Source organism: Acinetobacter sp. CAU_H_78, from assembly GCF_058599365.1.
This window is the reverse complement of record NZ_CM178652.1, coordinates 1,836,883-1,859,074: the sequence shown is the minus strand read 5'-3', so window position 1 is coordinate 1,859,074 and position 22,192 is coordinate 1,836,883. Positions and strand designations below refer to the sequence as shown.

Here is a 22,192-nt window from a genome sequence, read left to right as displayed (position 1 = left end):
ATTAGTAAAGTTGAAAATCAGAATTACAAAGAATCAAGGAGATCGATTCAATGACACAAGTACGGTTAAGCTATGCCTATGGAACCAGTAGCCAGCCTTTATTGGGCATGACGATTGGTGAAAAATTTGATCAGGCTTGCGAACAATATGCAGATCGCGATGCAGTTGTCAGTATGCATCAGAACATACGCCTGAGTTATCGGCAGCTACAGGATCAGGTCAATGCCTTTGCCTGTCAGCTGCTGAAATTGGGTATGCAAAAAGGTGACCGTCTGGCGATCTGGTCGCCGAACTGTGTGGAATGGACTATTACCCAGTTCGCAGCTTTCAAGGCAGGCATTATTCTGGTTAACCTGAATCCGGCCTATAAAAGCAATGAGCTGGAATATGTCCTGAATAAAGTGTCCTGTAAGGGACTGGTCATTGCATCGCAGTTTAAAACCACGGACTATCAGGAAATCCTGACCAAAATTGCGCCTGAATTAAAACAGGCTGAAAATAAATTACTGAATGCAGAGCGTCTCCCACATTTAAAGCATGTCATTAAAATTGATGAGCAGCAGCATACGGGCATTCATCGTTTTCAGGATTTAATGCCTACACCAAGTGCTCAAGAACTGGAACAGCTGCAACAGATCTCCACTGATTTGCAGTTCGATGAAACCATCAATATCCAGTTTACGTCAGGCACCACAGGTAACCCTAAGGGTACGATGCTGACCCATAACAATATTTTAAATAATGGTTACTTCGTGGGTGAGGCGATTCACTTAAGTCCAGAAGACCGTGTCTGTATTTCTGTTCCACTATTCCACTGCTTTGGCATGGTAATGGGCAATCTGGCCTGTATTACCCATGGTTCAGCCATGATTTATCCGTCTGCCGTATTTAATCCGCTGGAAACCCTAAAAGCCATTCAACAAGAAAAATGTACGGCAGCTTATGGCGTACCGACCATGTTTATTGCTGTGCTGGAACATGAACAGTTTGATGAGTTTGATCTGACGAGCCTGCGTACCGGCATTATGGCGGGTAGCCCGTGTCCGCAGGAAATTATGCAGCGCGTGATTGAGCGGATGCATATGTCCGAAATTACCATCTGTTATGGCATGACTGAAACAGCACCGGTAAGTGCACAAAGTTCAACAGAAGACAGTGTTGAGCGTCGTGTCAGTACAGTTGGCCGTGTCCATCCGCATCTGGAAGTTAAAATTGTCGATGAAAATGGCAAGGTGGTGCCGCGCGGTCAATTGGGTGAACTCTGTGTGCGTGGTTATTCCGTGATGCTGGGTTACTGGGAGGACCAGGACAAGACGCAGGAAGTCATTGATGCTGCGCGCTGGATGCATACCGGTGATATTGCTGAAATGGATGATGAAGGCTTTGTCAAAATCAAGGGTCGTATCAAGGATGTGGTGATTCGTGGCGGTGAAAACCTGTTCCCGAAAGAAATTGAAGATTTCCTTTATACCCATCCAGCGGTGTCGGATGTGCAGGTGATTGGCGTGCCAGACCATAAATATGGTGAAGAGCTTTGTGCTTGCATCATCTTGCATGAAAATGACCCATGTACCGAAGAAGCCATTCGCCAGTATTGTGCCGAGCATATCTCGCATAACAAAGTGCCGCGTTATGTGCGTTTCTTCCATGAATTCCCGATGACAGCTTCAGGTAAGGCACAGAAGTTCAAGTTGCGTGAATTTATGCGTGAAGAATTAAATTTAAAAGAGATTGCTTAAATTAATTAAAGCTAAGTTTAAATAGTATTTGATCAGATGACCTGGCGGCATGGATGTCGCCGTTTCATTGTATGGCAAGGATGCCATATCAATGAAACAGAGGGGTTTGGTTACTTTGCCCAGTCAAAGTAACGAAGCACCTGCACAATGGAAGAAGAATCCATCTTGCAAATTGAGGTCATGTATTTAGCAATTTCTTTAAATAGATAAAAATCTATTTCTATATAAATCAGAGTAAACAGATGGCAAAAAACTTTCACAGTGAAGTGGTGGTCGCAAGTTATGATGATCATATCCGTAAACTGATTCCTGGCTATGAACTGGTGCATCAGCAGATTGAAGCAATACTCAGCATTGAACTTCAAGAAACTGCACATATTTTAGTAGTCGGTTGTGGAACTGGTTATGAGCTATCTTATTTATTGCAGCAGCATCCAAACTGGACATTTACTGCGATTGATCCTTCCGCTGCAATGATTGAGCAGGCAAGGAAGCATCTGGCTTCTATTGGAGCTGAACAACGAGTTCAGTTTATAAAGTGCACCACTCAGGAACTGGATCAGCAGGATACTTTCGATGCTGCACTTGCTATTTTAGTCGCCCATTTTATTCCTGAACCTCAGAAATCTGATTTTTTTCAGGCTATCTATCAGAGCCTTAAAGCTGGCCGGATCGCATTGACCTATGATCTGATGCAGCCAGAAGGTGAGAATGAATTAAAGGTGATGCAAAAAATGGCACAGCAAACCGGACTTAGTGTGCAGCAAAGCGAAAATATGCTGGCCAGATTGCAGCAGGACTTTTTTCTGATTTCAGCGGAAGATTCAAATGAACTTTTAACAAAAGTCGGATTTAAACAGCGCAAAATTTATAGTCAAATCATGAATTATTATGGTTTTTTACTTAGAAAATAAAGATCATGAAACTTTATATGAATTTTAAAGTTTAAGAGAATAATCAAGGAAGTTTAAGAAGAATGTCAGCATATTATAGTTTGATCCAGCGCGAGCAGCATACAGATGGCAGTACTACTGCCTATTATCGTTCCAATATTCATGCTCAGGGTGCGTGGAATCCTCATGAACAGCACATGGCGCCAGCAACCGGTATTCTATGTGTTGAACTAGAACAGTTTCAGCTTAGATCAGAAATGCGCATTGGCCGGGTTGGACTGGATATTTTTGGGCTGATTGCATTTGGTGAATTTTCTATTACTACACGCATGATCCGTCCTGGCAAAACTATTGAACTGATTGAGGCGGAAATGTGTGCCAATGGAAAAACCTGTATCGTTGCTCGTGCCTGGAGGATGCTGACTTCGGATAGCCGGACCATTGCAGGTATTGAAGATTTTCCGATTGAAAACCCTGATTCTTTACCGGTTTGGGAGGGTATGAGTTGCTGGCCGGGTGGTTATATTCAAAGTATTGAAACCCGTGCACATGCCGACCATCGTGCAGGCAAAGGCATTGTCTGGCTTAGAAATTCATTGGATATGGTAGAAGGACAACCGACTACAGATTTTAGTCGTTTACTTGGTATGGTAGATACCGCCAATGGCATTGTGCCGCGTCAGGATCCAAATGCGGGCTGGGGATTTCCAAATCTGGATTTACAGATTCATATGTACCGTCTGCCGCAAGGTGAATGGCTGGGGCTGGAAGTGGTGCAACAGTATGGTGAAGATGGGATTGGCCTCACCAGTGGTGTGCTGCATGATATTCACGGGCCTTTCGGTCGCAGTGAACAGATTCTGACCTTACGTAAATTCTAAAACTGATTCAAAAGCAAAAGGATGAATTGATTCATCCTTTTTTTATTGGCATGCTGTGCGCAATGGTTCAGGAATATTGATGAATGCGGATTAGTATCATTGGGGCAGGGCGAGTGGCTTATCATCTTGCCCGTGCATTGTCAGCACAATATGAGATTGTACAGATCTACAGCCGGACTCTGGATAAAGCACAGCAACTGGCTGATCAATTTAAAGCGCAAGCCATCGCTCAACCTGAAAATCTGAATCAGTCTATAGATTTGATGATCATTGCCGTGAGTGATCAATCAATTGCTAATGTCATCAAACAAGTCCATCCTTACTCGCAAGATGTACTGATTGTCCATACTTCGGGCAGTACTCACCTGAATGTTCTAGCAGATGTACATGCAAAGTCTGGCGTCTTTTATCCATTACAAACCTTTAGTCTGGAACGTGAAATTGACTGGGAAAATACGCCTTTATTTATTGAAGCATCTGATCCAGAAGATCAAAAAATTCTAATTCATTTAGCAAATAGCCTAAGTAAACGAGTTTATCAATATAGTTCAGAACAACGTTTGAGCTTGCATCTAGCTGCGGTGTTTGCCTGCAATTTTAGCAACTACTGTTATGACATGGCCAAGCAGGTAGTAGATGCACAGCAGGTAGACTTTAGCCTGCTTTATCCATTGATTCTGGAAACAGCCCATAAAGCGACGCAAAATGATCCACGCCAGGGGCAGACTGGACCTGCGATGCGTGGTGATCAGAATATTCTGAATATGCATCAGCAGATGCTAGAGCAGTCTCAGCGACAAGACTTGGCAGATGTATATAAATTATTCAGTCAGCAGATTTTAGAACGCCATCAGACCTAATAAAAAAAGCGCTGAATAATCAGCGCTTTTTAGACTTATAGATATTAAGAAATTTTCTTAAAGATAAAGTCATTAATCTTGTGGCCAGCTTCGATTCCGCGACGTTCAAATTTGGTCTGTGGGCGCCATTCAGGGCGAGGGTAGCTGTTGCCTTTACCTGCCAGGTTTTCTAAACGTGGACGTTCTTCTAGAACTTCCAGCATCCACTCAGCATACGGTTCCCAGTCTGTTGCAGCATGGAAAGTACCGCCAAGTTCCAGTTTTTGCTCAACCAATGGCATGCGGTCATGAGATACAAAACGGCGTTTAAAGTGACGTTTTTTCTGCCATGGATCAGGGAAATACAGCTGAACGGTGTTGATGCTATTGTCTGGCATTTCACGAAGTACCTGAATCGCATCAGCATCCAATACACGTAAGTTCGTCACGCCAGCCATACCTGCTTCATACACGCACTGCGCAATACCCGGTACATGCACTTCGATTCCGACAAAGTTACGCTCTGGATTCGCTTTAGCCATGAGTACCAGAGAGCGGCCCATACCAAAACCGATTTCTACAGTCAGCGGACGTTCAGGATGTTCAAAATACTGACGCAAATCACCTACCGGATATTCCAAAATTAAGTGACCATATTGTTCAAGCGCAGTACGTTGAGAGGTATTTAATGGCGCTGAGCGGCGCATAAACGTCACAATTTCACGGTGCTCGCTTAAATTGTCCAGCTCCACGACTTGCTGGTCTAATTGATCGTTCGACATAATTTTGGCAAATCTAAAAATTCAGAATGCGGTATTTTAAGTCCTGAGCGGTGCAAGTCAAACTTTTCTCGGTATTTCTCCATAAAAATCGAGCCAGATATCTCAGACAAAATAAAAGAGCCAGTTGGCTCTTTTATAGATCAAGCTTGATCAGGTACTAAAACGGTCGATTAAAGTGCTACTGGCTTCATTTAAACCAATCACAGTCACGTCTATGCCTTGGGCTTTAAACTTCTGGATGACGTTATTGAGCATATTTACTGAAGTCACATCCCAGATATGTGCATGCGTCAGATCCAGCTCAACATGATCCAGTTTTTCTTTAAAATCAAAGAACTGGTAGAACTTTTCTGTACTGCTGAAAAAGATCTGTCCAGAAATTATATAGCTACGTGAATTAGGCTTATGCAAATAAGTCGATATATGTACAGTTCTTTCCAGCTTATTAATAAAGAACAGAGCAGAGAGCAATACACCGACAAATACACCGAGCGCCAGATTATGAGTAGCAAGCACGACAATTATCACAGCAATCATCACGGTATTAAATTCTAGCGGATGCTTGCCAAACTGTTTGATTGCACCCCACTGGAAGGTGGTAAATGATACCATAATCATAATGGCTACCAGTGCTGCCATAGGAATATAAGCCAGCCAGTCTTTCAGGAAGACCACCAGACATAGTAAAAACACCCCAGCCACTAGAGTGGATAAACGGGTACGTGCACCTGAAGAGACATTGATAATCGACTGACCAATCATGGCACAACCGGCCATTCCGCCCATAAAACCGCTGACAATATTGGCCATACCCTGACCACGACATTCCTGATGTCGATCACCTTCAGTTCCAGTAACTTCATCAATCACTGTAGTCGTCATCATACTTTCAAGCAGACCTACAGTGGCTAAAGTAAAGGAATAAGGCAGGATAATCTGCAAAGTTTCCAGATTTAGTGGAATTTCTGGAAGAAGAAAGACGGGTAAGGTATCTGGAAACTGTCCCAGATCGCTCACGGTGCGTATATCCGCACCAAGCAATAACGCAAGTGCACTTAGCACGATGATACAGATCAGAGGTGATGGAATGGCTTTACCGATTTTCGGGATATAAGGAAACAGATAGATGATTACCAAACCTACTGCAATGAATAGATAACCCGTACTGTCCATCCGGTTAATTTCCGGGATTTGTGCCACAAAAATCAGGATCGCGAGGGCATTCAAGAAACCATACACCACAGCCTGCGACACAAAACGCATCAGTTTGGCAACTTTAAAAAAGCCAGCAATCACCTGAATGATTCCAGTCAAAATCGTAGCTGCAAGCAGATATTGCAATCCATGATCCTTGACCAGCGTAATCATCAATAGTGCCATTGCACCAGTCGCCGCAGAAATCATAGCAGGACGACCACCGAAAAAGGCAATGGACACGGCAATACAGAAAGAGGCATATAAGCCGACTTGCGGATCGACACCTGCAATCGCAGAAAAGGCAATAGATTCAGGAATCAGGGCCAGTCCAACCACCAGACCTGCCAGTACATCAGTCCGGATATTGGAAAACCATTCTTCTTTTTTCAGGTTAATCACGAAATATCATCTAAATTTTGAGAACCTGCGTATCTTAAACAGATACAGATAAAAATCTACACAAGATTGACTTGCAAAAGCCTGTAAATTCCTCAATATTGGATATGTAACTGTGCTGAATGACAGTTACGCTTTTTTGCAATTTACAGGTTTGATCACTTGAAAGTTTGTCAGAAGCGATTTAAAACATTGAGAAGTGTATAACAAGGATCAGAAATGAAGCTTTACTATTCGCCAGGCGCGTGCTCTTTGGCAGCTCATATTATTTTAAATGAAATTAATGTCGATTTTGATTTGGAACGTGTTGACTTAAAAACCCATAAAACAGAAAAAGGTGCAGATTATTACGAAATTAACCCAAAGGGTTATGTACCAGCATTAGAAATTAATCCGGGTTTAATTCTTACAGAAAATGTTGCAATTTTACCGTTTCTTGCTCAACACGATCCAAAACAAGATCTGATTCCACCTTCTGGCATGGGACGTGCCAAAGTGTTGGAGTGGTTAGGTTATCTCAACTCAGAACTGCATGATGCTTATGCTGTATTCTTCACTGGAAAATTATCAGATGAAGCCAAAGAAAAAGCCTATGCAGAAATTGACCGTTTATTGAGTTATATCGATAAGGCCATTGGTGAATCGGACAATGATTATCTGGTCGATGATAATTTCGGTCCGGCAGATGCTTACCTGTTTGTTCTGACCAACTGGTCGAACCAGATTGAACATGATCTGAGTTCATATAAAAATATTATTCATATCCGCAATAAGGTTGCAGAACGTCAGTCTGTACAGATTGCAATGCGTGATGAAGGTTTGATTCCTTAATCTCAAAATTTTGAAAAAGCGCCATAGGGCGCTTTTTTTTATTGCTTTCAAAGTGATTATTGATATTTAGTCAATAATGATTTGCAGATTTACTACTTTTTAGCAATAAGCAGAGTCTATATAGTGCCTGCATAAATTTTTGGTTTCAGGTTCTTCCTATGAAAAATATTTTATTAATTAATGGTGCTAAAGCTTTTGCCCATTCGAATGGTCAGTTAAATGATACTTTGGCCGAACTGGCACAAGAAGTATTAACAAAGCTGGGGTATCAGGTTCAGGTGACTCGTGCTGATAGTGAATATGATGCAAAAGCAGAAGTGGAAAAATACCTCTGGGCAGATACGGTCATTTACCAAATGCCAGGCTGGTGGATGGGTGCGCCGTGGCCAGTAAAAAAGTATATTGATGATGTTTTTACCGAAGGGCATGGCAGCCTGTATGCAAATGATGGTCGCTCACGTTCAGATGCTTCAAAAAAATATGGCTCAGGTGGCCTGATTCACGATAAAAACTATATGTTATCTCTTACCTGGAATGCACCCATGGATGCGTTTACGGATACCGAGCAGTTTTTTCATGGCGTGGGTGTAGATGGCGTTTACCTACCTTTTCATAAAGCCAACCAATTCCTGGGGATGCAGGCTTTACCGACATTTATTGTGAATGATGTAATTAAAGCCCCTGAAGTTGAAGCGTATATCGCACAGTATCGTGAACATTTAACTCAAATTTTTGCTTAATCAGGAGATATGACCATGCTAACCGTTATTGCTGAAATCATCTGTCATTCGGAACAAGATATGAAAACAGTGCTGGATTCATTTAACAACATCCGCACACAGGTATTACAAGAGCCAGGCTGTCATCTTTATGATGTTTATATTGATCATCCAGAGATTGAGAGCCGATTACAGACCAAAGTGCCTTTTTCAATCATGATGTTTGAAAAATGGGAAAGTATTCAGCATCTGGAAACCCACATGCATAGTGTAAATATGCAGCAACATGCTAAAGCCACTAAAGGTGCGGTTGCGAGCGTAAAGATTCGAATTTTAGAAGCACTTTAAGCTGTAATTCTCAGTTTGAAAGAGTTTGTAATATTTAATTTTATTTGAACTCTTGTGACTGATTAAATTGAACCTGTTCAAGTTTCAGTGCGTAGCGGTGTTTTAAGATGGACCATTGAACTTTGGCAGGTTGCGTCTGTTCTGCAAATTCATTTTCCTCTGTTGTAGTTTTTACCTTACCTGTTAAAAAGTTAATACTCCGTGCTGTACTATCACCCGAGGCACGGTGAAAATCATCTACGTCATAGCCAATCAATTTAAAAGCATTATCTTGGTATCGAAAGGTATAAGTATGATTGGTGACATACCATGAACCACAGCTTAGCCAGTAATGTAAATGAACCCGAAGTACACCTTTTTGAATGCTTAAGGCTTCGGATTCACCAAGTGGATCAGCGAGACAAGGTGATTCAACATCACCTTCGCTTGGCAAAGTAGTATTACTAGCTACAAGCTGATAACCATTTTCTTGCTTGAATAAAATCAAAAGTTTTCGTTTGTTGGTATTCAGAACATGATTGCCTACACCTGCATTTGCAACAAGGTTTTCGGGATTAGTATCTTCAATAATCAGCGCGAGATCTGCTTGACCGTCCTGATTTAAATCGCCTTGCGCTTTTTCTAAAATTTTCCAGTTTTTCGGAACAAAAGATTGATAGCTTGATTTTAGAGAACTGCCTGTCTGAGGTGTTGCACATGCACTTTGTGTAAATGCTATACACAGCAGGGTACTAAATAGGAAAGACAGTTTGATCTGATGAAGCATCGGCTTAAATTCCTTTTATTTATAATTTTATTGATGATCAAAGCTGAGTGATAAGTTTAACAAAATAGGTTAAGTCATCTCTTTGAATATTGGATAGATATTTATGGTGAACTTTAAAGCTTTTTTATAAATTCAACTATTAGATATGAACTTTCTATTTGAAATAATCCAAACCAAGACGTGAACTTTTAATATTATCTTCAAATTTAACTTTGGTATCTAAATTTAAAAGTTCAGGAGTTTGCTGGAAACTCCTGAACAGATCGACATGATTTAAATAATTTTTTGGGCCTCTAGCCTCGATTATTATTTAAAGAAATAACCGGTTTCAGGTGAGCTGGCATTCGCCATGCGTTTGCGTGGCATACGGCCGGCCAGGAATGCTTCACGACCTGCTTCAACCGCCTTACGCATCGCAGAGGCCATCAAGACCGGATTTTGTGCTGCTGCAATCGCCGTATTCATCAGTACGCCGTCACAGCCCAGTTCCATGGCAATTGCTGCATCACTGGCAGTACCGACACCCGCATCAACCAGCACAGGCACTTTGGCATTTTCTTTAATGATCGAAATGGTATGCGGATTCAGAATCCCCAGACCAGAACCGATCAGGCTGCCCAAAGGCATGATTGCTACGCAGCCCATACTTTCCAGTTCTTGTGCCACGATCGGATCATCTGAGGTATAGACCATGATTTCAAAACCGTCATCAATCAGGGTACGCGCTGCTTTCAAGGTTTCGGTAATATTTGGATAAAGGGTCTTTTCATCACCCAGAACTTCCAGTTTTACCAGGTTATGACCATCCAAGAGTTCACGTGCCAGCATACAGGTGCGTACTGCACTATTGGCATCAAAACAGCCCGCAGTATTTGGCAAAATGGTGTATTTTTCTGGTGGAACCACTGAAAGCAGGTTCGGTTGGTCCGGATGCTGGCCAATATTCACCCGGCGAATAGCAACCGTTACAATTTCTGCACCGCTGGCCTGAATGGCCTGATCTGTTTCATTTAAATCTTTATATTTGCCTGTGCCTACTAAAAGACGAGACTGGAATTGGCGTGAACCGATCTGTAATAAATCTTGCATAATTGTTCCAAGTGTTATTAGCCGCCACCGACTGCGTGAATAATTTCTATTTTGTCCGCTTCGCAAATGGGCGTTTCACCCAATCTGCTTTTAGAAATAATCATTTCATTGACCTCAACTGCAAAGCGCTTACCCTCAAGCGCCAGACTTTGAACCAGTTCCAGCAGATTCTTGCATTGAGTTTCTTGTTGTTCGCCATTGATATACACCAACATCTTGGCAACCCTCCATGATTATTGATTAAAGCATCAGACCTATTTGAGGTATTTTACGGCATTCCAAGCCAGAATTAACCAGCCAGCAATCATTAAGGCACCACCAATTGGCGTAATTGCACCTAAACCGCGCGGCAGACCCAGTGCCATGACATAGAGTGAGCCACAGAACAGGAAAATCCCCGCCTGAATTAGGAGAAAACTCCATTTAATTGGCAATTCAGGAATCACACGGCTGATGACTGCTAGAATAAGTAAGCCAAGAGCATGGTAAAAGAAATAATCTGTGGCCGTTTGCCACCAGGTCAACTGTGCTTCAGTCGCTCGAGTCTTTAAACCATGGGCACCAAATGCGCCGAGCATGACTGCAAGCGCAAGATTCAGTGCTGAAATCGCAACCCACATTTGAATTGATCTTCCCAATAAAGTTTGCACTTAACCTTAGCATAAAAGCCCAGGCTGAAACACGGCATTAAAAGACAAAAAAGCCTTCATATATGAAGGCTTTTTCAAAGATGAGCAGGAGGTAAATTCAACTCATCAGTTTGAAGACATTGCTACTTTGATTTTTTCCATTGCATTCTTTTCAAGCTGACGAATACGTTCGGCGGAAACATTATATTCAGCTGCCAGTTCATGCAAGGTTGACTTTTCATCATCCAGCCAGCGACGCTGCAAAATATTACGGGAACGGTCATCTAGCTGTTCCATCGCTTCATGTAGGGCAGAGGTGCTTTGTTCCTCATAGTCTTCATTTTCAATCAGACGTGCCGGATCATAACGGTTGTCTTCCAGATATAGCGCTGGAGCAACGTGAGTTGAATTTTCATCATCATCGTCACCTGATGCTTCAAATGCTGCATCATAAGCCGTCAATCGGCCTTCCATTTCCAGTACCTGTTCTGGTGTTACATTCAGGTCATTGGCAATCGACTGAGCTTCTTCAAGCGTTAACTTTTTAGAAGACTTTTTCAGGCTTCGTAAATTGAAGAACAGTTTACGTTGTGCTTTAGTGGTCGCAATTTTGACAATACGCCAGTTACGAATTACATATTCATGAATTTCAGCTTTGATCCAATGCACCGCAAATGACACCAGACGTACGCCCATACTCGGGTCAAAACGTTTAACGGCTTTCATCAAGCCAAGGTTGCCTTCCTGAATCAGGTCACCTTGAGGCAGACCATAACCTGCATAACTACGTGCAATATGTACCACGAAACGCAAATGAGACATGACCAGCATTTTTGCTGCGTCCAGGTCCTGGTCGTAGTAATAGCGTTCAGCTAACTCTTTTTCTTGTTCAGCCGTTAAAATAGGAATTTGATTGACAGTGCTAATATAAGCACCAAGATTGACACCTGGCGCCGATAATGACAGGGGCATCAATTGATTGCGGCTGTCACTCATGTGTTCTCCTTGAAGTGCGGGGGATTTAACCCTTAACTAGGTTTTATCTTAATCCAAACTCTCCTCAAATAATGGATATTTGGGTAGAGAAATGTAAACTTTTATACGAGTATGGAGAGCATCCAGTTTAATTGAAAATTTTTAAGATTCAATCAGGTAGTGATACTCAGTTGCAGAAATCTGTTGAGATTCGCATTTTAACTGATGCATTTGGCAATACCGTGTAACATCAGTTTGACTATGTGGATCTGATGACTTTAGCAAGAATGTTTTGCCCTGATCTGCTTTTAATGCACGCTTTAACATCAGGAGCGGCATCGGACAGGGTTTACCCATGGCATCAATAATATGCGCTTGACCGTGGTTATCACTCATTTCCGTTTTTATTCATATCGCAAAAAAGGCTATAAATATTAGCAAATAGGATGCCAAAACCCAACTATTTGGCTAAAAAGTTACATGAAATAATATATATAATTTTTCTGATATATTTTGTGAAAAAAATAACTAAATCAAAAGGAACAAAGCTAAAAAATATCTATTAATTGTCATAAACCCATGTTAAGCTCGTTGCGTATTTAGGATTTTAGATAAACAAATTGATTGTTTTTCGCCCTATACACAATGGATGTAACCGGGATTTTGTTAATAGTTTTACAGAATGATTACAAGCTTAAAAATAATATTTTCAAACTTGTTTGCTCTGCTGTTTGCAACACCGGGTGGTCCTTTTTTTAGTATCAATGAGGATTAACTTATGACAGCTGCTCGTGAACAAGGCGTAGTTAAATGGTTCAACGACACTAAAGGCTTCGGCTTTATTCAACGCAACGGCGGTGATGACGTATTCGTTCATTTCCGTGCTATTCAAGGCGAAGGCCACCGTTCACTTCGTGACGGCCAACGTGTTGAATTCAGTGTAGTTAAAGGCCAAAAAGGCTTTCAAGCTGAAGAAGTTCAACCATTAGACTAATCTTCGGATTAAGCTAATAAACGCCCCAATATAAATTGGGGCGTTTTTTGTTTATACTATTCCATCTTAGTGATTATCAAATTAGAGCAGCGCTTTATGTCATCTGGTTTTGAAACCTTAAATTTACATCCCCAACTGAAAAAGGCAATTGATGCTTTAGGCTTTACTTCCATGACGCCGATTCAGCAGAAGGTTTTAAAATTCACCTTGGCAGGACATGATGCTATTGGTCGTGCACAAACGGGTACGGGTAAAACTGCCGCATTCCTGATTAGCGTGATTAATGATTTGCTGAATAATCCGGTAAAAGAACAGCGTTATCGTGGTGAACCGCGTGCTTTGATTCTGGCACCGACTCGTGAGCTGGCATTACAGATTGAAAGCGATGCACATGAGCTGACCAAGTTTACTGACCTGAGTGTGGTAACACTTCTGGGTGGAGTGGATTTTGACAAGCAGAAAGCTCAATTGGATAAAGCGCCAGTGGATATCATGGTGGCTACTCCAGGGCGTCTGATTGATTTTGTCGAGCAAAAAGAAGTCTGGCTGGATCAGATCGAATTCTTGGTGATTGATGAAGCCGACCGTTTACTGGATATGGGCTTTATTCCATCAGTAAAACGTATCGTGCGTTTCTCGCCACGCAAAGAGCAGCGTCAGACGCTGATGTTCTCTGCAACCTTTAGCTATGATGTGTTGAATCTGGCACAACAATGGTTATTTGAACCGGTGACTGTTGAAATTGAGCCGGAAAAGAAAACTAATGCCGACGTTGAACAGCGTGTGTATATGGTCGCGAAGGCAGATAAATATAAATTGCTGCAAGACATTCTGCGTGATGAGCCGATTGAAAAGGTCATGATTTTCGCTAACCGTCGTGATCAGGTGCGTAAGCTCTATGATCATTTAAAACGTGATGGTTATAAGGTGGTAATGCTGTCAGGTGAAATTGCCCAAGACAAACGCCTGAAAATGTTAGACCAGTTCAAAAATGGTAAACATAACATCATGATTGCGACAGACGTTGCAGGTCGTGGTATCCATGTAGACGGCGTATCTCATGTGATTAACTTTACTTTGCCTGAACAGTCAGATGATTATGTACACCGTATTGGTCGTACTGGTCGTGCGGGAACGCGTGGTGTAAGTATCAGTTTCCTGGCTGAAGATGATGCCTTCTATCTGCCAGAGATTGAAAAAGCGATTGGACAGAAATTACCGCTGACCCGTTTAGAAGGCTATTGCTAATCTAAACCGCAAAAAAACCGCTCTTAAAGAGCGGTTTTTTATTACTGTATATATTGAAACTTATTTGGCTTCACAGCGGAACGTTAAAACAGTCTGATAATCATCATTCTGGTTCAATCCGGTATTGGTGCCGGCAATATTGCCTAATACAGTCGCAGCAGCCTGAATCATTTGTCCAGTCTGTTCATCGACTACACCTTTTAGTGCGCCATCATAAGAAGTTTTTTCATCCAGAATAATCGCAGTAGCTTTAGAGCCACAGGTTTTGCTGGCCGCATTTACTGCATTATTTTTAGAGGTCAACTGGTTTTTACCTAATCCTGTTACTTCAAACTGATTATTTTCCTTTTGAACCGCTACTGAAGTCGGGTTAGATGCACAGGCAGTTAAAAGTAGAGCTGAAGCTGCTAATCCGCTGATCGCAATTGTTTTTTTCATCATAAAATCTCGCTTGAAAACAGAACTGGGAATATTGAAACACAGTAAAAAGCACAGAATTAGGAGCTGTTGTATAAGTTTGGCAATTTTTGATGTTGCTCTATGAGAGAAAAGTGAATGAAAGAGACATTTTATTGATTCCACGGAAAATATTGTAATCTTCCTTAAATATTTTCAAGGTAAAGGTCATTGCAAGTTTCTAGAGTATTGCTAGTGGAATATGCTAATCTTGACCGTAGTTTTTAAGTTATAGATCTATAAAGCAATGACGGAATCTGTGGTCGACATCGTTCATCAAAATATTCACCAACGTCAATCAATAGGACATTTGCTGGCACCTGCGCCGAATGCCGAACAGTTAGAATTGGCATTTAAAGCTGCTTTGACAGCACCAGATCATCACCGGCTAAAACCTACCACTTTTGTGATCATCCCGGATGCACAACGAGAAGCGTTTGGCGAACTATTATCGCAAGCACTGATAGATCTGGGTCAAACTGAATCAGCCCAGATTGAACGGGTCAAGAATCATCCCTTTCGTGCACCTTTGCTGGTACTGGCATTAACCCGTTTGCAGGATCATCCTAAAGTGCCACATTTTGAACAGATTCTGAGTTCAGGTGCTGCTATCCAAAACTTCCTGCTGTCTTTACAGGCTCAAGGTTTTTCAACCATGTGGCGTAGTGGCGCAGTGGTAGAATCAAAATTTTTCAAGCAGTCGCTCGGTATTGGTAAAGATGATCTGGTTTCTGGCATTATCTATATCGGTACGGCGGCAAAAGCGATTGCACCACGTGCTGAAATCCAGACCCAGAATTATGTAAGTTATTGGAATCAAAACTAAGGCATTTCAAGACACAGGATATTAGAAAATAAGATGTCAGAATTAAATTTTACCGATTTGATTGAACCGGTGGCGGTCAACCAGAATACGGCTTTAAGAATTACAGTTTTAGGCGGTGGTAGTTTTGGTACTGCGATGGCCAATACCGCGGTTCGAAATGGCTGCGATACCATGATCTGGATTCGTGATCCGGAAGTAGCTGAAGATATTAATGCAACACATATCAATAAACGCTATCTACCGGATTTTAAGCTGGAAGAAAATCTGCTTGCTGTGTCCGATCTGGAGAAGGCTGTTCGTGATCGCGATATTATTCTAGTCGCGATTCCAAGCCATTCTTTCCGTGATGTGTTGCAGCAGATCAAGCCTTTTATCACATCTCAAGCGGTGATTTCCCTGACAAAAGGGATTGAAGCCAATACCTTCAGCTTTATGAGTGACATCATTCGTGAAGAATTACCGGAAGTGCCTTATGGTGTGCTGTCTGGTCCAAACCTGGCCAAGGAAATTGTCGCAGGTCAGCCGGCAGGTACGGTGATTGCCAGTAAATCTGAACTGGTACGTTATGCAGTGCAACAGGCACTCCATAGTGCGTTATTTCGTGTCTTTGCCAGTGATGATGTACATGGTGTAGAACTCGGTGGTGCACTGAAAAATATTTATGCGGTCGCGATGGGAATGGCGGCTGCCTATAATGTCGGTGAAAATACCAAGAGTATGATTCTAACCCGTGCGCTAGCTGAAATGAGCCGATTTGCAGTCAAGCTGGGTGCAAACCCGCTGACTTTCCTGGGGCTTTCAGGTGTAGGTGATCTATTTGCGACTTGTAATAGTCCGCTGAGTCGTAACTATCAGGTCGGTTATGCATTAGGTAAGGGTAAAACCTTAGAACAGGCAACGACTGAACTGGGGCAGACTGCGGAAGGGATTAACACGATTGTGCAGGTAAAAGCGCGTTCAGAAGAGCTGGATGTGTATATGCCGATTACAACTGCTTTGTATGAAGTGATCTTTGAAGGAGCACCGCCGCTGACGATCGCTTTATCCTTGATGAAAAATGGTCATCGCAGTGATGTCGAATTTGTCTTGCCACATCATCAAGTCTGATCTATAACACAGGAAGCGCTATGATTATGATGCTGACTGATGATCGTAGCGACCAAATAAATAGGGAAATAAGATGCAACTGACTTTAGTGCGACATGGCGAAGCCGCGCCACCAGTGAATGGGAATGATAGCAAACGTCCCCTAACGGAGCGCGGGCATCAACAGGCGGAACAGACAGCGCAGTATTTAAAGGACATCATTAAACCGGAAGTATTTGTGGTCAGTCCTTTATTGCGTGCGCAGGAAACTCTGGCGCACCTACAGCATTATTTTAAAGATGTGCCTGTGGTGATCTGTAATACGATCAAGCCTGATGATGATGCCAAAGTTGCAGTTGAATGGTTGTCGCAGTTGCCGTATGAGTCCATTGCGGTGGTTTGTCATATGAATGTTGTGGCGCATATTGCCTCTATTCTGCTGACAGAGTCTTTTCATCCGTTTCATTTGTCAGAAGCACGTATTTATGATCAGGCTGTGATTGCACCAGGTCTATCAACACAAGTTAATAGCTTTATTCCAACAGTATAAAAAACCAATTAAAACGGTAGAACACAATCGATGTTGTATTTATGGATGCCGGAAGCCAATGGGGTTTGGCAATGGTCAAAGGGGGAATTCTGGAACGCTGCTGCGACACTCGAGCAGTTGATTCAGGATATTCAGGCCTATCATGGTGAAGAGGCGACGGTCTTTTTTCCAAGTCGTCATGTGCAGATTTTGCAGCAGACCTTGCCTAAGAGCCAATATAAGAAAATGGGCAATGATGGCATCAAATATCTGTTAGAAGAATATGTAGTACTGCCTGTCGATACTATGAAAGTGCTGCATCATTTTCAGCAGCCTGACCAGATCAGTATCATGGGGATTGCAAATTCTACAGTTGAAACTTTGCAACATGCCCTTAATTTGATTCCTGTTAAAGTCGCTGCTTTATTGCCAGACTTTCTGGTTTTGCCAGTGCCTGAACATGCACAGCAGCGCGTTATTGCACAAATTGGTGGGCATCTGCTGGTACGTGAAGCTGAATATATTGGCCAGTCAGTGGATGACTTGAGCCTTTATCTGGATTTTCAGCCCAAAGATCTGGAATATCAGGTCAGCAATCTCAGCCCTGAACAAATGAGTAGTCTGGAAGCTGTGGCAACACGTGAACAATTAAACTCGTTCCAATATACGTTGCCAATGCTAAAAAAACCGCAACAGCATCCATTTAATATCCTGCCAAAGGGTAAATCGGATCATACTGTTTCTGGTTACTGGAAAGCCTGTGCGGCGGTTTTTCTTGGGATTCTGGTATTGCAGTTCACTTACGATGCGGTGCGCTGGTACCAATATAAAAAAGTCGCCAATACCACTGCGATGCAGGCGATTGACCAGTTTAAATACTGGTTCGGACAAAATTATCCGGTCACTGAGCAGAATATTAAAAGCCAGTTCGAAGCCCAGCTTCGTCAAAGTCAAACTGCAGACACTCAGGCTTTGCAGCTCATTAGCCGAGTCGGGCCGGTGTTGATGCAAAACCAGATTGTGGCACAGCGCGTCAATTATGATCCGTCTGGATTGAGTCTGCAGTTACAGTCTAATTCATCTGAAAGTCTAAATACTTTGACCAAGCAGCTGGGGCAGCAGGGCTTTAAAGTAGAATTGGGGAATATACAGGCGAATGGAACAGGCGCCGTAGGACTGGTGAAAATACAATAATGAAAGCCATTGAAACCTTACAGAACCGCATGGATCTGCAAATTGAAAAATTGACCGATTATCTGGATCGCTTGTCAGCACGTGAACGCATTCTGGTGATCTTTACCACGATTTTTGTACTGGTTGCCGCTGTCTCGAGTGCACTCTGGGCAATGCATCAGGCAGCAGATACCCAGCAGAAACGTTTAAATGATCTAAAAGATACGCTGGTCTGGATGCAAAGCAATGCGGTTACTATGAAGCCGGCAGGAGACTTGCAATTAGATGCAGCAGAAAAAGTGCAGCGCGTTGCCCAGCAACAAGGGCTGTCGGTCGCATCACAGCAAATGGATGGAAAAATTCAGTTGATGCTGTCTCACGAAAATTATTCTGTGCTGGCCAACTTCCTGACGCAGCTGGCGCAGATGGGGCTAAGTATCGAGAAAATGGAACTAAATAATGAAGCAGGGCAGATTAAATTAACAGCGACTGTGCAATAACTGGTAAAAATAAAGATTTGCAAAGCATGGTTTTTTTGTCAGCCTATGCCTATAATATGCCGACTTAAAAAGCAGTAGACTTTTCTAGATATGTTGTATTCTCTAGCCCGTCCTTTGTTGTTTTCTTTAGCACCAGAGCGTGCACATGAGCTGACACTATCACTATTAAAATCATCCCATAAAATGGGCATGATGCGTCAAAATGTTGCTGTGAAACCTGTGACCTGTATGGGAATCGAATTTCCTAATCCGGTCGGTCTTGCAGCAGGGTTAGATAAAAATGGTGCCTATATTGATGCCTTGGCCAGTCAAGGCTTTGGTTTTATTGAAATTGGTACTATTACTCCACGCCCGCAACCTGGTAATCCTCATCCACGTTTATTCCGTCTTCCGAAAGCCAAAGCGATTATTAACCGTATGGGTTTTAATAATGATGGTGTGGACAAACTGATTGAAAACGTTAAAGCTGCAAAATTTAAAGGTGTACTGGGAATCAATATCGGTAAAAACGCTGATACTCCGGTAGAAAAAGCAGTAGATGATTACCTTATTTGTTTAGAAAAAGTCTATAATTATGCTTCCTATATCACCGTTAATATTTCTTCTCCAAATACCAAGAACCTGCGCAGTTTACAAAGTGGCGATGCACTGACTGAATTGCTGGAAACGCTGAAGAATCGTCAGCTGGAACTGGCTCAGGAACATCAGCATTACGTTCCTCTGGTATTAAAAGTTGCACCGGATCTTGAAGCTGAAGATATTGCCTTTATTGCCAAGCAGTTATTGCAATACAAGATTGATGGTCTGATCGTGACCAATACCACATTGTCACGTGAAGGTGTGGAAGGTCTGGAGCATGCAGAAGAAGCGGGCGGTTTATCCGGTGCGCCAGTCTTTGAGAAAAGCACGGCATGTCTGGCTGCATTTGCAGAGGAATTAAAGGGACAAATTCCATTGATTGGTGTGGGTGGTATTCTTTCAGGTGCGGATGCGCTGGCCAAGAAAAAAGCTGGTGCAAGCCTTGTACAAGTCTATAGTGGCCTCATATATACTGGGCCGGAACTGGTTAAAGACTGTGTAGCCGCGCTTTAAATCCTATGAATGCCATTGATATCTTTCTACTGATTATCTTGCTCATTGGAGGGCTCAACGGTTTGCGCCAAGGATTTATTAAAGCCTTTGCGAACTTAGTGGGATGGATTTTTGCCTTGATTATTGCGGCGAAATATTCAACACTACTTGCGCCCTCAATGGTTGCTCTCAGTACAGATCCAGTGGTACAGAAGATTGCAGCCTTTGCCTTTATCGTTCTAATGATTGTGGTACTCACCTGGATTGTCACCTTTCTGCTCAACCGCATTTTAAAAACCCTGAAACTTGGTCCGCTGAATCGTCTTGCGGGCGGTGTTTTCGGCAGCCTGAAAGGTTTGCTGATTGTCCTGATTACCATGCAGGGTATTGGCCCTTGGGTTGAAAGTTCGCCGCACTGGAAGCAGTCTAAATTTATACAGGTTTTATTGCCATATGCGCCTTGGGCAACAGAGCTCTCCAAAGAAGCCGCAAATGGCGCCCTGCAACATATCAAGTCTGAAGGGGCACAGAAACCTTCAGATTCCTCATCTGAACCGGCATCCAAAGCCAAGAGTTCAGATGCGTCAACGAATAATCCTTTTTATTAATCCTAGCTTGTCTGCGAGGTTGCTATGTGTGGAGTAGTTGGTATAGCTGGTAAATCACCTGTTAACCAAATGTTGTTTGATGCATTAACGATGTTACAACATCGTGGACAAGATGCAGCTGGGATTGTGACTTGTCAGGAAGGCCGCCTGTTCCTGCGTAAAGATGTCGGTATGGTACGTGATGTATTCCATACCCGTCATATGCGTGCTTTACAGGGTAATTATGGTATTGGCCATGTGCGTTACCCAACGGCGGGTACTTCAAGCAGTGCCGAAGCGCAACCATTCTACGTAAACTCACCTTATGGGATTACGCTGGCGCATAACGGTAACCTGACCAATGCTGAAGAAATTCATGATGACCTGTTCAAAACTGATCTGCGTCACATGAATACTGATTCAGATTCAGAAGTGCTACTAAACGTACTGGCGCACGAATTACAAAAACGTGGCAAGCTGGTACCAACATCTGAAGATATTTTCCAGGCTGTAACGCGTGTACATGAGCGTTGTAAAGGTGGTTATGCCGTTGTTGCGATGATTACCGGTCAAGGTCTGGTAGGCTTCCGTGATCCAAATGGTATCCGTCCATTAATTTACGGTTCGCGCGAAACAGAAAATGGTATGGAATATATCATTGCTTCTGAATCTGTAGCGATTACGGCACTAGGCTTCAAGGTTGAACGTGATATCGAACCAGGTGAAGCAGTTTTCATTGATTATGACGGTAACTTCTTTACCCAGCAATGTGCAGCGAATCCAGAATACCGTCCATGTATTTTTGAATATGTGTACTTTGCCCGTCCAGATGCAACCATTGATGGGATCTCTGTATATAAAGCCCGCCTGAAAATGGGTGAGAAACTGGCACAAAAAATCCTGCGCGAGTGGGGTGATGAGCACGACATCGATGTGGTGATTCCAATTCCGGATACTTCACGTACTTCGGCATTAGAATTAGCCAATATGCTAGGCGTGAAATTCCGTGAAGGTTTCATGAAAAACCGTTATATCGGTCGTACCTTCATTATGCCAGGTCAGCAACTGCGTAAAAAATCAGTACGTCAAAAACTGAACCCGGTTGAGCTTGAGTTCCAGGGCAAAAACGTTCTACTGGTTGATGACTCGATTGTTCGTGGTACAACCTGTAATGAAATTATTCAGATGGCACGTGATGCCGGTGCGAAAAAAGTGTTCTTTGCTTCTGCGGCACCTATGGTGAAATATCCAAACGTGTATGGTATTGATATGCCAGCCAAATCTGAGCTGATTGCATCTGAACGTAGTGTAGAAGAAATCCGTGAAATCATTGGTGCTGACCGTCTGATTTTTCAGGATCTGGAAGACTTAAAAGATGCAGTGCGTACCAAGAAAGTTCCTCATTTGCGTGAATTTGACTGTTCTGTATTCGATGGGGTGTATGTGGCAGGTGGAATCAATGCTGAATACCTTGATCAATTAGAGCAAAAACGCAGTGATGGCGCCAAAAAAGGCGACAAGTTTATTGATGTGAATATTGATGCAGCATCAGTTGACCTGACCGGTGTGCGCGAAGTCTAAGCAATTAAAATCATGATGAAAAAGCGGGAATTTCCCGCTTTTTTGTTTTATGATGAG

The 22,192-nt window shown here is 42.6% G+C and carries 26 protein-coding genes; 17 read left to right on the top strand and 9 right to left on the bottom strand.

Annotation, left to right across the window (positions count from 1 at the left end; translation table 11 throughout):
* The first annotated feature begins 50 nt into the window (after positions 1 to 50).
* The 4 genes from AC4MCD_RS09010 (at position 51) to AC4MCD_RS08995 (ending at position 4,373) form a co-directional block, all read left to right on the top strand.
* Positions 51 to 1,739, top strand: a complete 1,689-nt coding sequence (locus tag AC4MCD_RS09010) for an AMP-binding protein (protein WP_491875928.1) — start codon at positions 51 to 53, stop codon at positions 1,737 to 1,739.
* Positions 1,740 to 1,981: 242 nt separating this feature from the next.
* Positions 1,982 to 2,653 (top strand): class I SAM-dependent methyltransferase, encoded by a 672-nt coding sequence (locus AC4MCD_RS09005; RefSeq protein ID WP_491875927.1) that lies wholly within the window; start codon positions 1,982 to 1,984, stop codon positions 2,651 to 2,653.
* Between the two features lie 62 nt (positions 2,654 to 2,715).
* Positions 2,716 to 3,513 (top strand): thioesterase family protein, encoded by a 798-nt coding sequence (locus tag AC4MCD_RS09000; RefSeq protein ID WP_491875926.1) that lies wholly within the window; start codon positions 2,716 to 2,718, stop codon positions 3,511 to 3,513.
* 83 nt (positions 3,514 to 3,596) lie between these two features.
* On the top strand, positions 3,597 to 4,373 hold the full coding sequence (locus tag AC4MCD_RS08995) for a Rossmann-like and DUF2520 domain-containing protein (protein ID WP_491875925.1): 777 nt from the start codon (positions 3,597 to 3,599) through the stop codon (positions 4,371 to 4,373).
* Between the two features lie 44 nt (positions 4,374 to 4,417).
* Here the strand turns inward: AC4MCD_RS08995 and trmB are convergent, their stop codons facing one another.
* Together trmB and AC4MCD_RS08985 are read right to left on the bottom strand one after the other, a co-directional pair.
* Entirely contained in the window at positions 4,418 to 5,134 is a 717-nt protein-coding gene (gene trmB / locus AC4MCD_RS08990) for a tRNA (guanosine(46)-N7)-methyltransferase TrmB (protein WP_125279238.1), read from the bottom strand.
* 150 nt (positions 5,135 to 5,284) lie between these two features.
* Complete coding sequence (locus AC4MCD_RS08985; protein ID WP_419374918.1) at positions 5,285 to 6,730, bottom strand: SulP family inorganic anion transporter; 1,446 nt, start codon at positions 6,728 to 6,730, stop codon at positions 5,285 to 5,287.
* 216 nt (positions 6,731 to 6,946) lie between these two features.
* Here AC4MCD_RS08985 and gstA point away from each other — a divergent pair, with 216 nt between their 5' ends.
* From gstA to AC4MCD_RS08970, 3 genes are all read left to right on the top strand, one after another.
* Positions 6,947 to 7,558: a glutathione transferase GstA gene (gene gstA, locus AC4MCD_RS08980; protein WP_323713997.1), complete on the top strand. Its 612-nt coding sequence runs from the start codon at positions 6,947 to 6,949 to the stop codon at positions 7,556 to 7,558.
* A 158-nt stretch (positions 7,559 to 7,716) separates the two neighbouring features.
* Positions 7,717 to 8,298 carry an NAD(P)H-dependent oxidoreductase gene (locus AC4MCD_RS08975; RefSeq protein ID WP_491875924.1) on the top strand — a complete coding sequence of 194 codons (582 nt, stop codon included), beginning with the start codon at positions 7,717 to 7,719 and terminating at the stop codon, positions 8,296 to 8,298.
* 15 nt (positions 8,299 to 8,313) lie between these two features.
* Positions 8,314 to 8,625 carry a putative quinol monooxygenase gene (locus AC4MCD_RS08970; protein WP_484459647.1) on the top strand — a complete coding sequence of 104 codons (312 nt, stop codon included), beginning with the start codon at positions 8,314 to 8,316 and terminating at the stop codon, positions 8,623 to 8,625.
* A 40-nt stretch (positions 8,626 to 8,665) separates the two neighbouring features.
* On the opposite strand, the gene AC4MCD_RS08965 is transcribed toward AC4MCD_RS08970, so the two are convergent.
* The 6 genes from AC4MCD_RS08965 to AC4MCD_RS08940 form a co-directional block, all read right to left on the bottom strand.
* Positions 8,666 to 9,391, bottom strand: a complete 726-nt coding sequence (locus AC4MCD_RS08965) for a hypothetical protein (RefSeq protein WP_491875923.1) — start codon at positions 9,389 to 9,391, stop codon at positions 8,666 to 8,668.
* A gap of 306 nt (positions 9,392 to 9,697) precedes the next feature.
* Entirely contained in the window at positions 9,698 to 10,480 is a 783-nt protein-coding gene (locus tag AC4MCD_RS08960) for a thiazole synthase (RefSeq protein WP_034702140.1), read from the bottom strand.
* 17 nt (positions 10,481 to 10,497) lie between these two features.
* A complete protein-coding gene (thiS, locus tag AC4MCD_RS08955; RefSeq protein WP_005235073.1) occupies positions 10,498 to 10,695 on the bottom strand; it encodes a sulfur carrier protein ThiS in 198 nt (65 codons plus the stop codon).
* Between the two features lie 39 nt (positions 10,696 to 10,734).
* Complete coding sequence (locus tag AC4MCD_RS08950; protein WP_284879274.1) at positions 10,735 to 11,100, bottom strand: DUF423 domain-containing protein; 366 nt, start codon at positions 11,098 to 11,100, stop codon at positions 10,735 to 10,737.
* 135 nt (positions 11,101 to 11,235) lie between these two features.
* Positions 11,236 to 12,105, bottom strand: coding sequence for an RNA polymerase sigma factor RpoH (gene rpoH / locus AC4MCD_RS08945; protein ID WP_004782464.1), 870 nt, complete (start codon positions 12,103 to 12,105; stop codon positions 11,236 to 11,238).
* A 141-nt stretch (positions 12,106 to 12,246) separates the two neighbouring features.
* A complete protein-coding gene (locus AC4MCD_RS08940; RefSeq protein ID WP_175968201.1) occupies positions 12,247 to 12,480 on the bottom strand; it encodes a sulfurtransferase TusA family protein in 234 nt (77 codons plus the stop codon).
* A gap of 382 nt (positions 12,481 to 12,862) precedes the next feature.
* Between AC4MCD_RS08940 and AC4MCD_RS08935 the strand changes: the two genes are divergently transcribed.
* Positions 12,863 to 13,078 (top strand): cold-shock protein, encoded by a 216-nt coding sequence (locus tag AC4MCD_RS08935; RefSeq protein ID WP_004782461.1) that lies wholly within the window; start codon positions 12,863 to 12,865, stop codon positions 13,076 to 13,078.
* Between the two features lie 96 nt (positions 13,079 to 13,174).
* On the top strand, positions 13,175 to 14,326 hold the full coding sequence (gene rhlB, locus AC4MCD_RS08930; RefSeq protein WP_004782458.1) for an ATP-dependent RNA helicase RhlB: 1,152 nt from the start codon (positions 13,175 to 13,177) through the stop codon (positions 14,324 to 14,326).
* A 60-nt stretch (positions 14,327 to 14,386) separates the two neighbouring features.
* On the opposite strand, the gene AC4MCD_RS08925 is transcribed toward rhlB, so the two are convergent.
* The gene (locus AC4MCD_RS08925) at positions 14,387 to 14,764 is read right to left on the bottom strand and encodes a hypothetical protein (protein ID WP_034170065.1); all 378 of its coding nucleotides are present in this window, start codon (positions 14,762 to 14,764) and stop codon (positions 14,387 to 14,389) included.
* Positions 14,765 to 15,029: 265 nt separating this feature from the next.
* Between AC4MCD_RS08925 and AC4MCD_RS08920 the strand changes: the two genes are divergently transcribed.
* From AC4MCD_RS08920 to purF, 8 genes are all read left to right on the top strand, one after another.
* A complete protein-coding gene (locus AC4MCD_RS08920; protein ID WP_004782456.1) occupies positions 15,030 to 15,608 on the top strand; it encodes a nitroreductase family protein in 579 nt (192 codons plus the stop codon).
* Between the two features lie 33 nt (positions 15,609 to 15,641).
* Positions 15,642 to 16,715: an NAD(P)H-dependent glycerol-3-phosphate dehydrogenase gene (locus AC4MCD_RS08915; RefSeq protein WP_419365587.1), complete on the top strand. Its 1,074-nt coding sequence runs from the start codon at positions 15,642 to 15,644 to the stop codon at positions 16,713 to 16,715.
* A gap of 73 nt (positions 16,716 to 16,788) precedes the next feature.
* The gene (gene sixA / locus AC4MCD_RS08910; RefSeq protein WP_419365588.1) at positions 16,789 to 17,244 is read left to right on the top strand and encodes a phosphohistidine phosphatase SixA; all 456 of its coding nucleotides are present in this window, start codon (positions 16,789 to 16,791) and stop codon (positions 17,242 to 17,244) included.
* A 30-nt stretch (positions 17,245 to 17,274) separates the two neighbouring features.
* Positions 17,275 to 18,417 carry a type II secretion system protein GspL gene (gene gspL / locus AC4MCD_RS08905; protein ID WP_491875922.1) on the top strand — a complete coding sequence of 381 codons (1,143 nt, stop codon included), beginning with the start codon at positions 17,275 to 17,277 and terminating at the stop codon, positions 18,415 to 18,417.
* Positions 18,417 to 18,896, top strand: coding sequence for a type II secretion system protein M (locus AC4MCD_RS08900; RefSeq protein ID WP_419374924.1), 480 nt, complete (start codon positions 18,417 to 18,419; stop codon positions 18,894 to 18,896). The genes gspL and AC4MCD_RS08900 overlap by 1 nt, the downstream gene beginning before the upstream one ends.
* A gap of 90 nt (positions 18,897 to 18,986) precedes the next feature.
* Positions 18,987 to 19,988 carry a quinone-dependent dihydroorotate dehydrogenase gene (locus AC4MCD_RS08895; RefSeq protein ID WP_005235085.1) on the top strand — a complete coding sequence of 334 codons (1,002 nt, stop codon included), beginning with the start codon at positions 18,987 to 18,989 and terminating at the stop codon, positions 19,986 to 19,988.
* 5 nt (positions 19,989 to 19,993) lie between these two features.
* Entirely contained in the window at positions 19,994 to 20,575 is a 582-nt protein-coding gene (locus tag AC4MCD_RS08890; protein ID WP_005235088.1) for a CvpA family protein, read from the top strand.
* Between the two features lie 24 nt (positions 20,576 to 20,599).
* Positions 20,600 to 22,135: an amidophosphoribosyltransferase gene (gene purF / locus AC4MCD_RS08885; protein WP_419365590.1), complete on the top strand. Its 1,536-nt coding sequence runs from the start codon at positions 20,600 to 20,602 to the stop codon at positions 22,133 to 22,135.
* Positions 22,136 to 22,192: the final 57 nt, after the last annotated feature.

Coding starts and splice junctions, on each gene's coding strand:
- AC4MCD_RS09010 (WP_491875928.1), top strand. CDS start 51: ATGACACAAGTACGGTTAAGCTATGCCTATGGAACCAGTAGCCAGCCT.
- AC4MCD_RS09005 (WP_491875927.1), top strand. CDS start 1,982: ATGGCAAAAAACTTTCACAGTGAAGTGGTGGTCGCAAGTTATGATGAT.
- AC4MCD_RS09000 (WP_491875926.1), top strand. CDS start 2,716: ATGTCAGCATATTATAGTTTGATCCAGCGCGAGCAGCATACAGATGGC.
- AC4MCD_RS08995 (WP_491875925.1), top strand. CDS start 3,597: ATGCGGATTAGTATCATTGGGGCAGGGCGAGTGGCTTATCATCTTGCC.
- trmB (WP_125279238.1), bottom strand. CDS start 5,134: ATGTCGAACGATCAATTAGACCAGCAAGTCGTGGAGCTGGACAATTTA.
- gstA (WP_323713997.1), top strand. CDS start 6,947: ATGAAGCTTTACTATTCGCCAGGCGCGTGCTCTTTGGCAGCTCATATT.
- AC4MCD_RS08975 (WP_491875924.1), top strand. CDS start 7,717: ATGAAAAATATTTTATTAATTAATGGTGCTAAAGCTTTTGCCCATTCG.
- AC4MCD_RS08970 (WP_484459647.1), top strand. CDS start 8,314: ATGCTAACCGTTATTGCTGAAATCATCTGTCATTCGGAACAAGATATG.
- AC4MCD_RS08965 (WP_491875923.1), bottom strand. CDS start 9,391: ATGCTTCATCAGATCAAACTGTCTTTCCTATTTAGTACCCTGCTGTGT.
- AC4MCD_RS08960 (WP_034702140.1), bottom strand. CDS start 10,480: ATGCAAGATTTATTACAGATCGGTTCACGCCAATTCCAGTCTCGTCTT.
- thiS (WP_005235073.1), bottom strand. CDS start 10,695: ATGTTGGTGTATATCAATGGCGAACAACAAGAAACTCAATGCAAGAAT.
- AC4MCD_RS08950 (WP_284879274.1), bottom strand. CDS start 11,100: ATGTGGGTTGCGATTTCAGCACTGAATCTTGCGCTTGCAGTCATGCTC.
- rpoH (WP_004782464.1), bottom strand. CDS start 12,105: ATGAGTGACAGCCGCAATCAATTGATGCCCCTGTCATTATCGGCGCCA.
- AC4MCD_RS08940 (WP_175968201.1), bottom strand. CDS start 12,480: ATGAGTGATAACCACGGTCAAGCGCATATTATTGATGCCATGGGTAAA.
- AC4MCD_RS08935 (WP_004782461.1), top strand. CDS start 12,863: ATGACAGCTGCTCGTGAACAAGGCGTAGTTAAATGGTTCAACGACACT.
- rhlB (WP_004782458.1), top strand. CDS start 13,175: ATGTCATCTGGTTTTGAAACCTTAAATTTACATCCCCAACTGAAAAAG.
- AC4MCD_RS08925 (WP_034170065.1), bottom strand. CDS start 14,764: ATGAAAAAAACAATTGCGATCAGCGGATTAGCAGCTTCAGCTCTACTT.
- AC4MCD_RS08920 (WP_004782456.1), top strand. CDS start 15,030: ATGACGGAATCTGTGGTCGACATCGTTCATCAAAATATTCACCAACGT.
- AC4MCD_RS08915 (WP_419365587.1), top strand. CDS start 15,642: ATGTCAGAATTAAATTTTACCGATTTGATTGAACCGGTGGCGGTCAAC.
- sixA (WP_419365588.1), top strand. CDS start 16,789: ATGCAACTGACTTTAGTGCGACATGGCGAAGCCGCGCCACCAGTGAAT.
- gspL (WP_491875922.1), top strand. CDS start 17,275: ATGTTGTATTTATGGATGCCGGAAGCCAATGGGGTTTGGCAATGGTCA.
- AC4MCD_RS08900 (WP_419374924.1), top strand. CDS start 18,417: ATGAAAGCCATTGAAACCTTACAGAACCGCATGGATCTGCAAATTGAA.
- AC4MCD_RS08895 (WP_005235085.1), top strand. CDS start 18,987: ATGTTGTATTCTCTAGCCCGTCCTTTGTTGTTTTCTTTAGCACCAGAG.
- AC4MCD_RS08890 (WP_005235088.1), top strand. CDS start 19,994: ATGAATGCCATTGATATCTTTCTACTGATTATCTTGCTCATTGGAGGG.
- purF (WP_419365590.1), top strand. CDS start 20,600: ATGTGTGGAGTAGTTGGTATAGCTGGTAAATCACCTGTTAACCAAATG.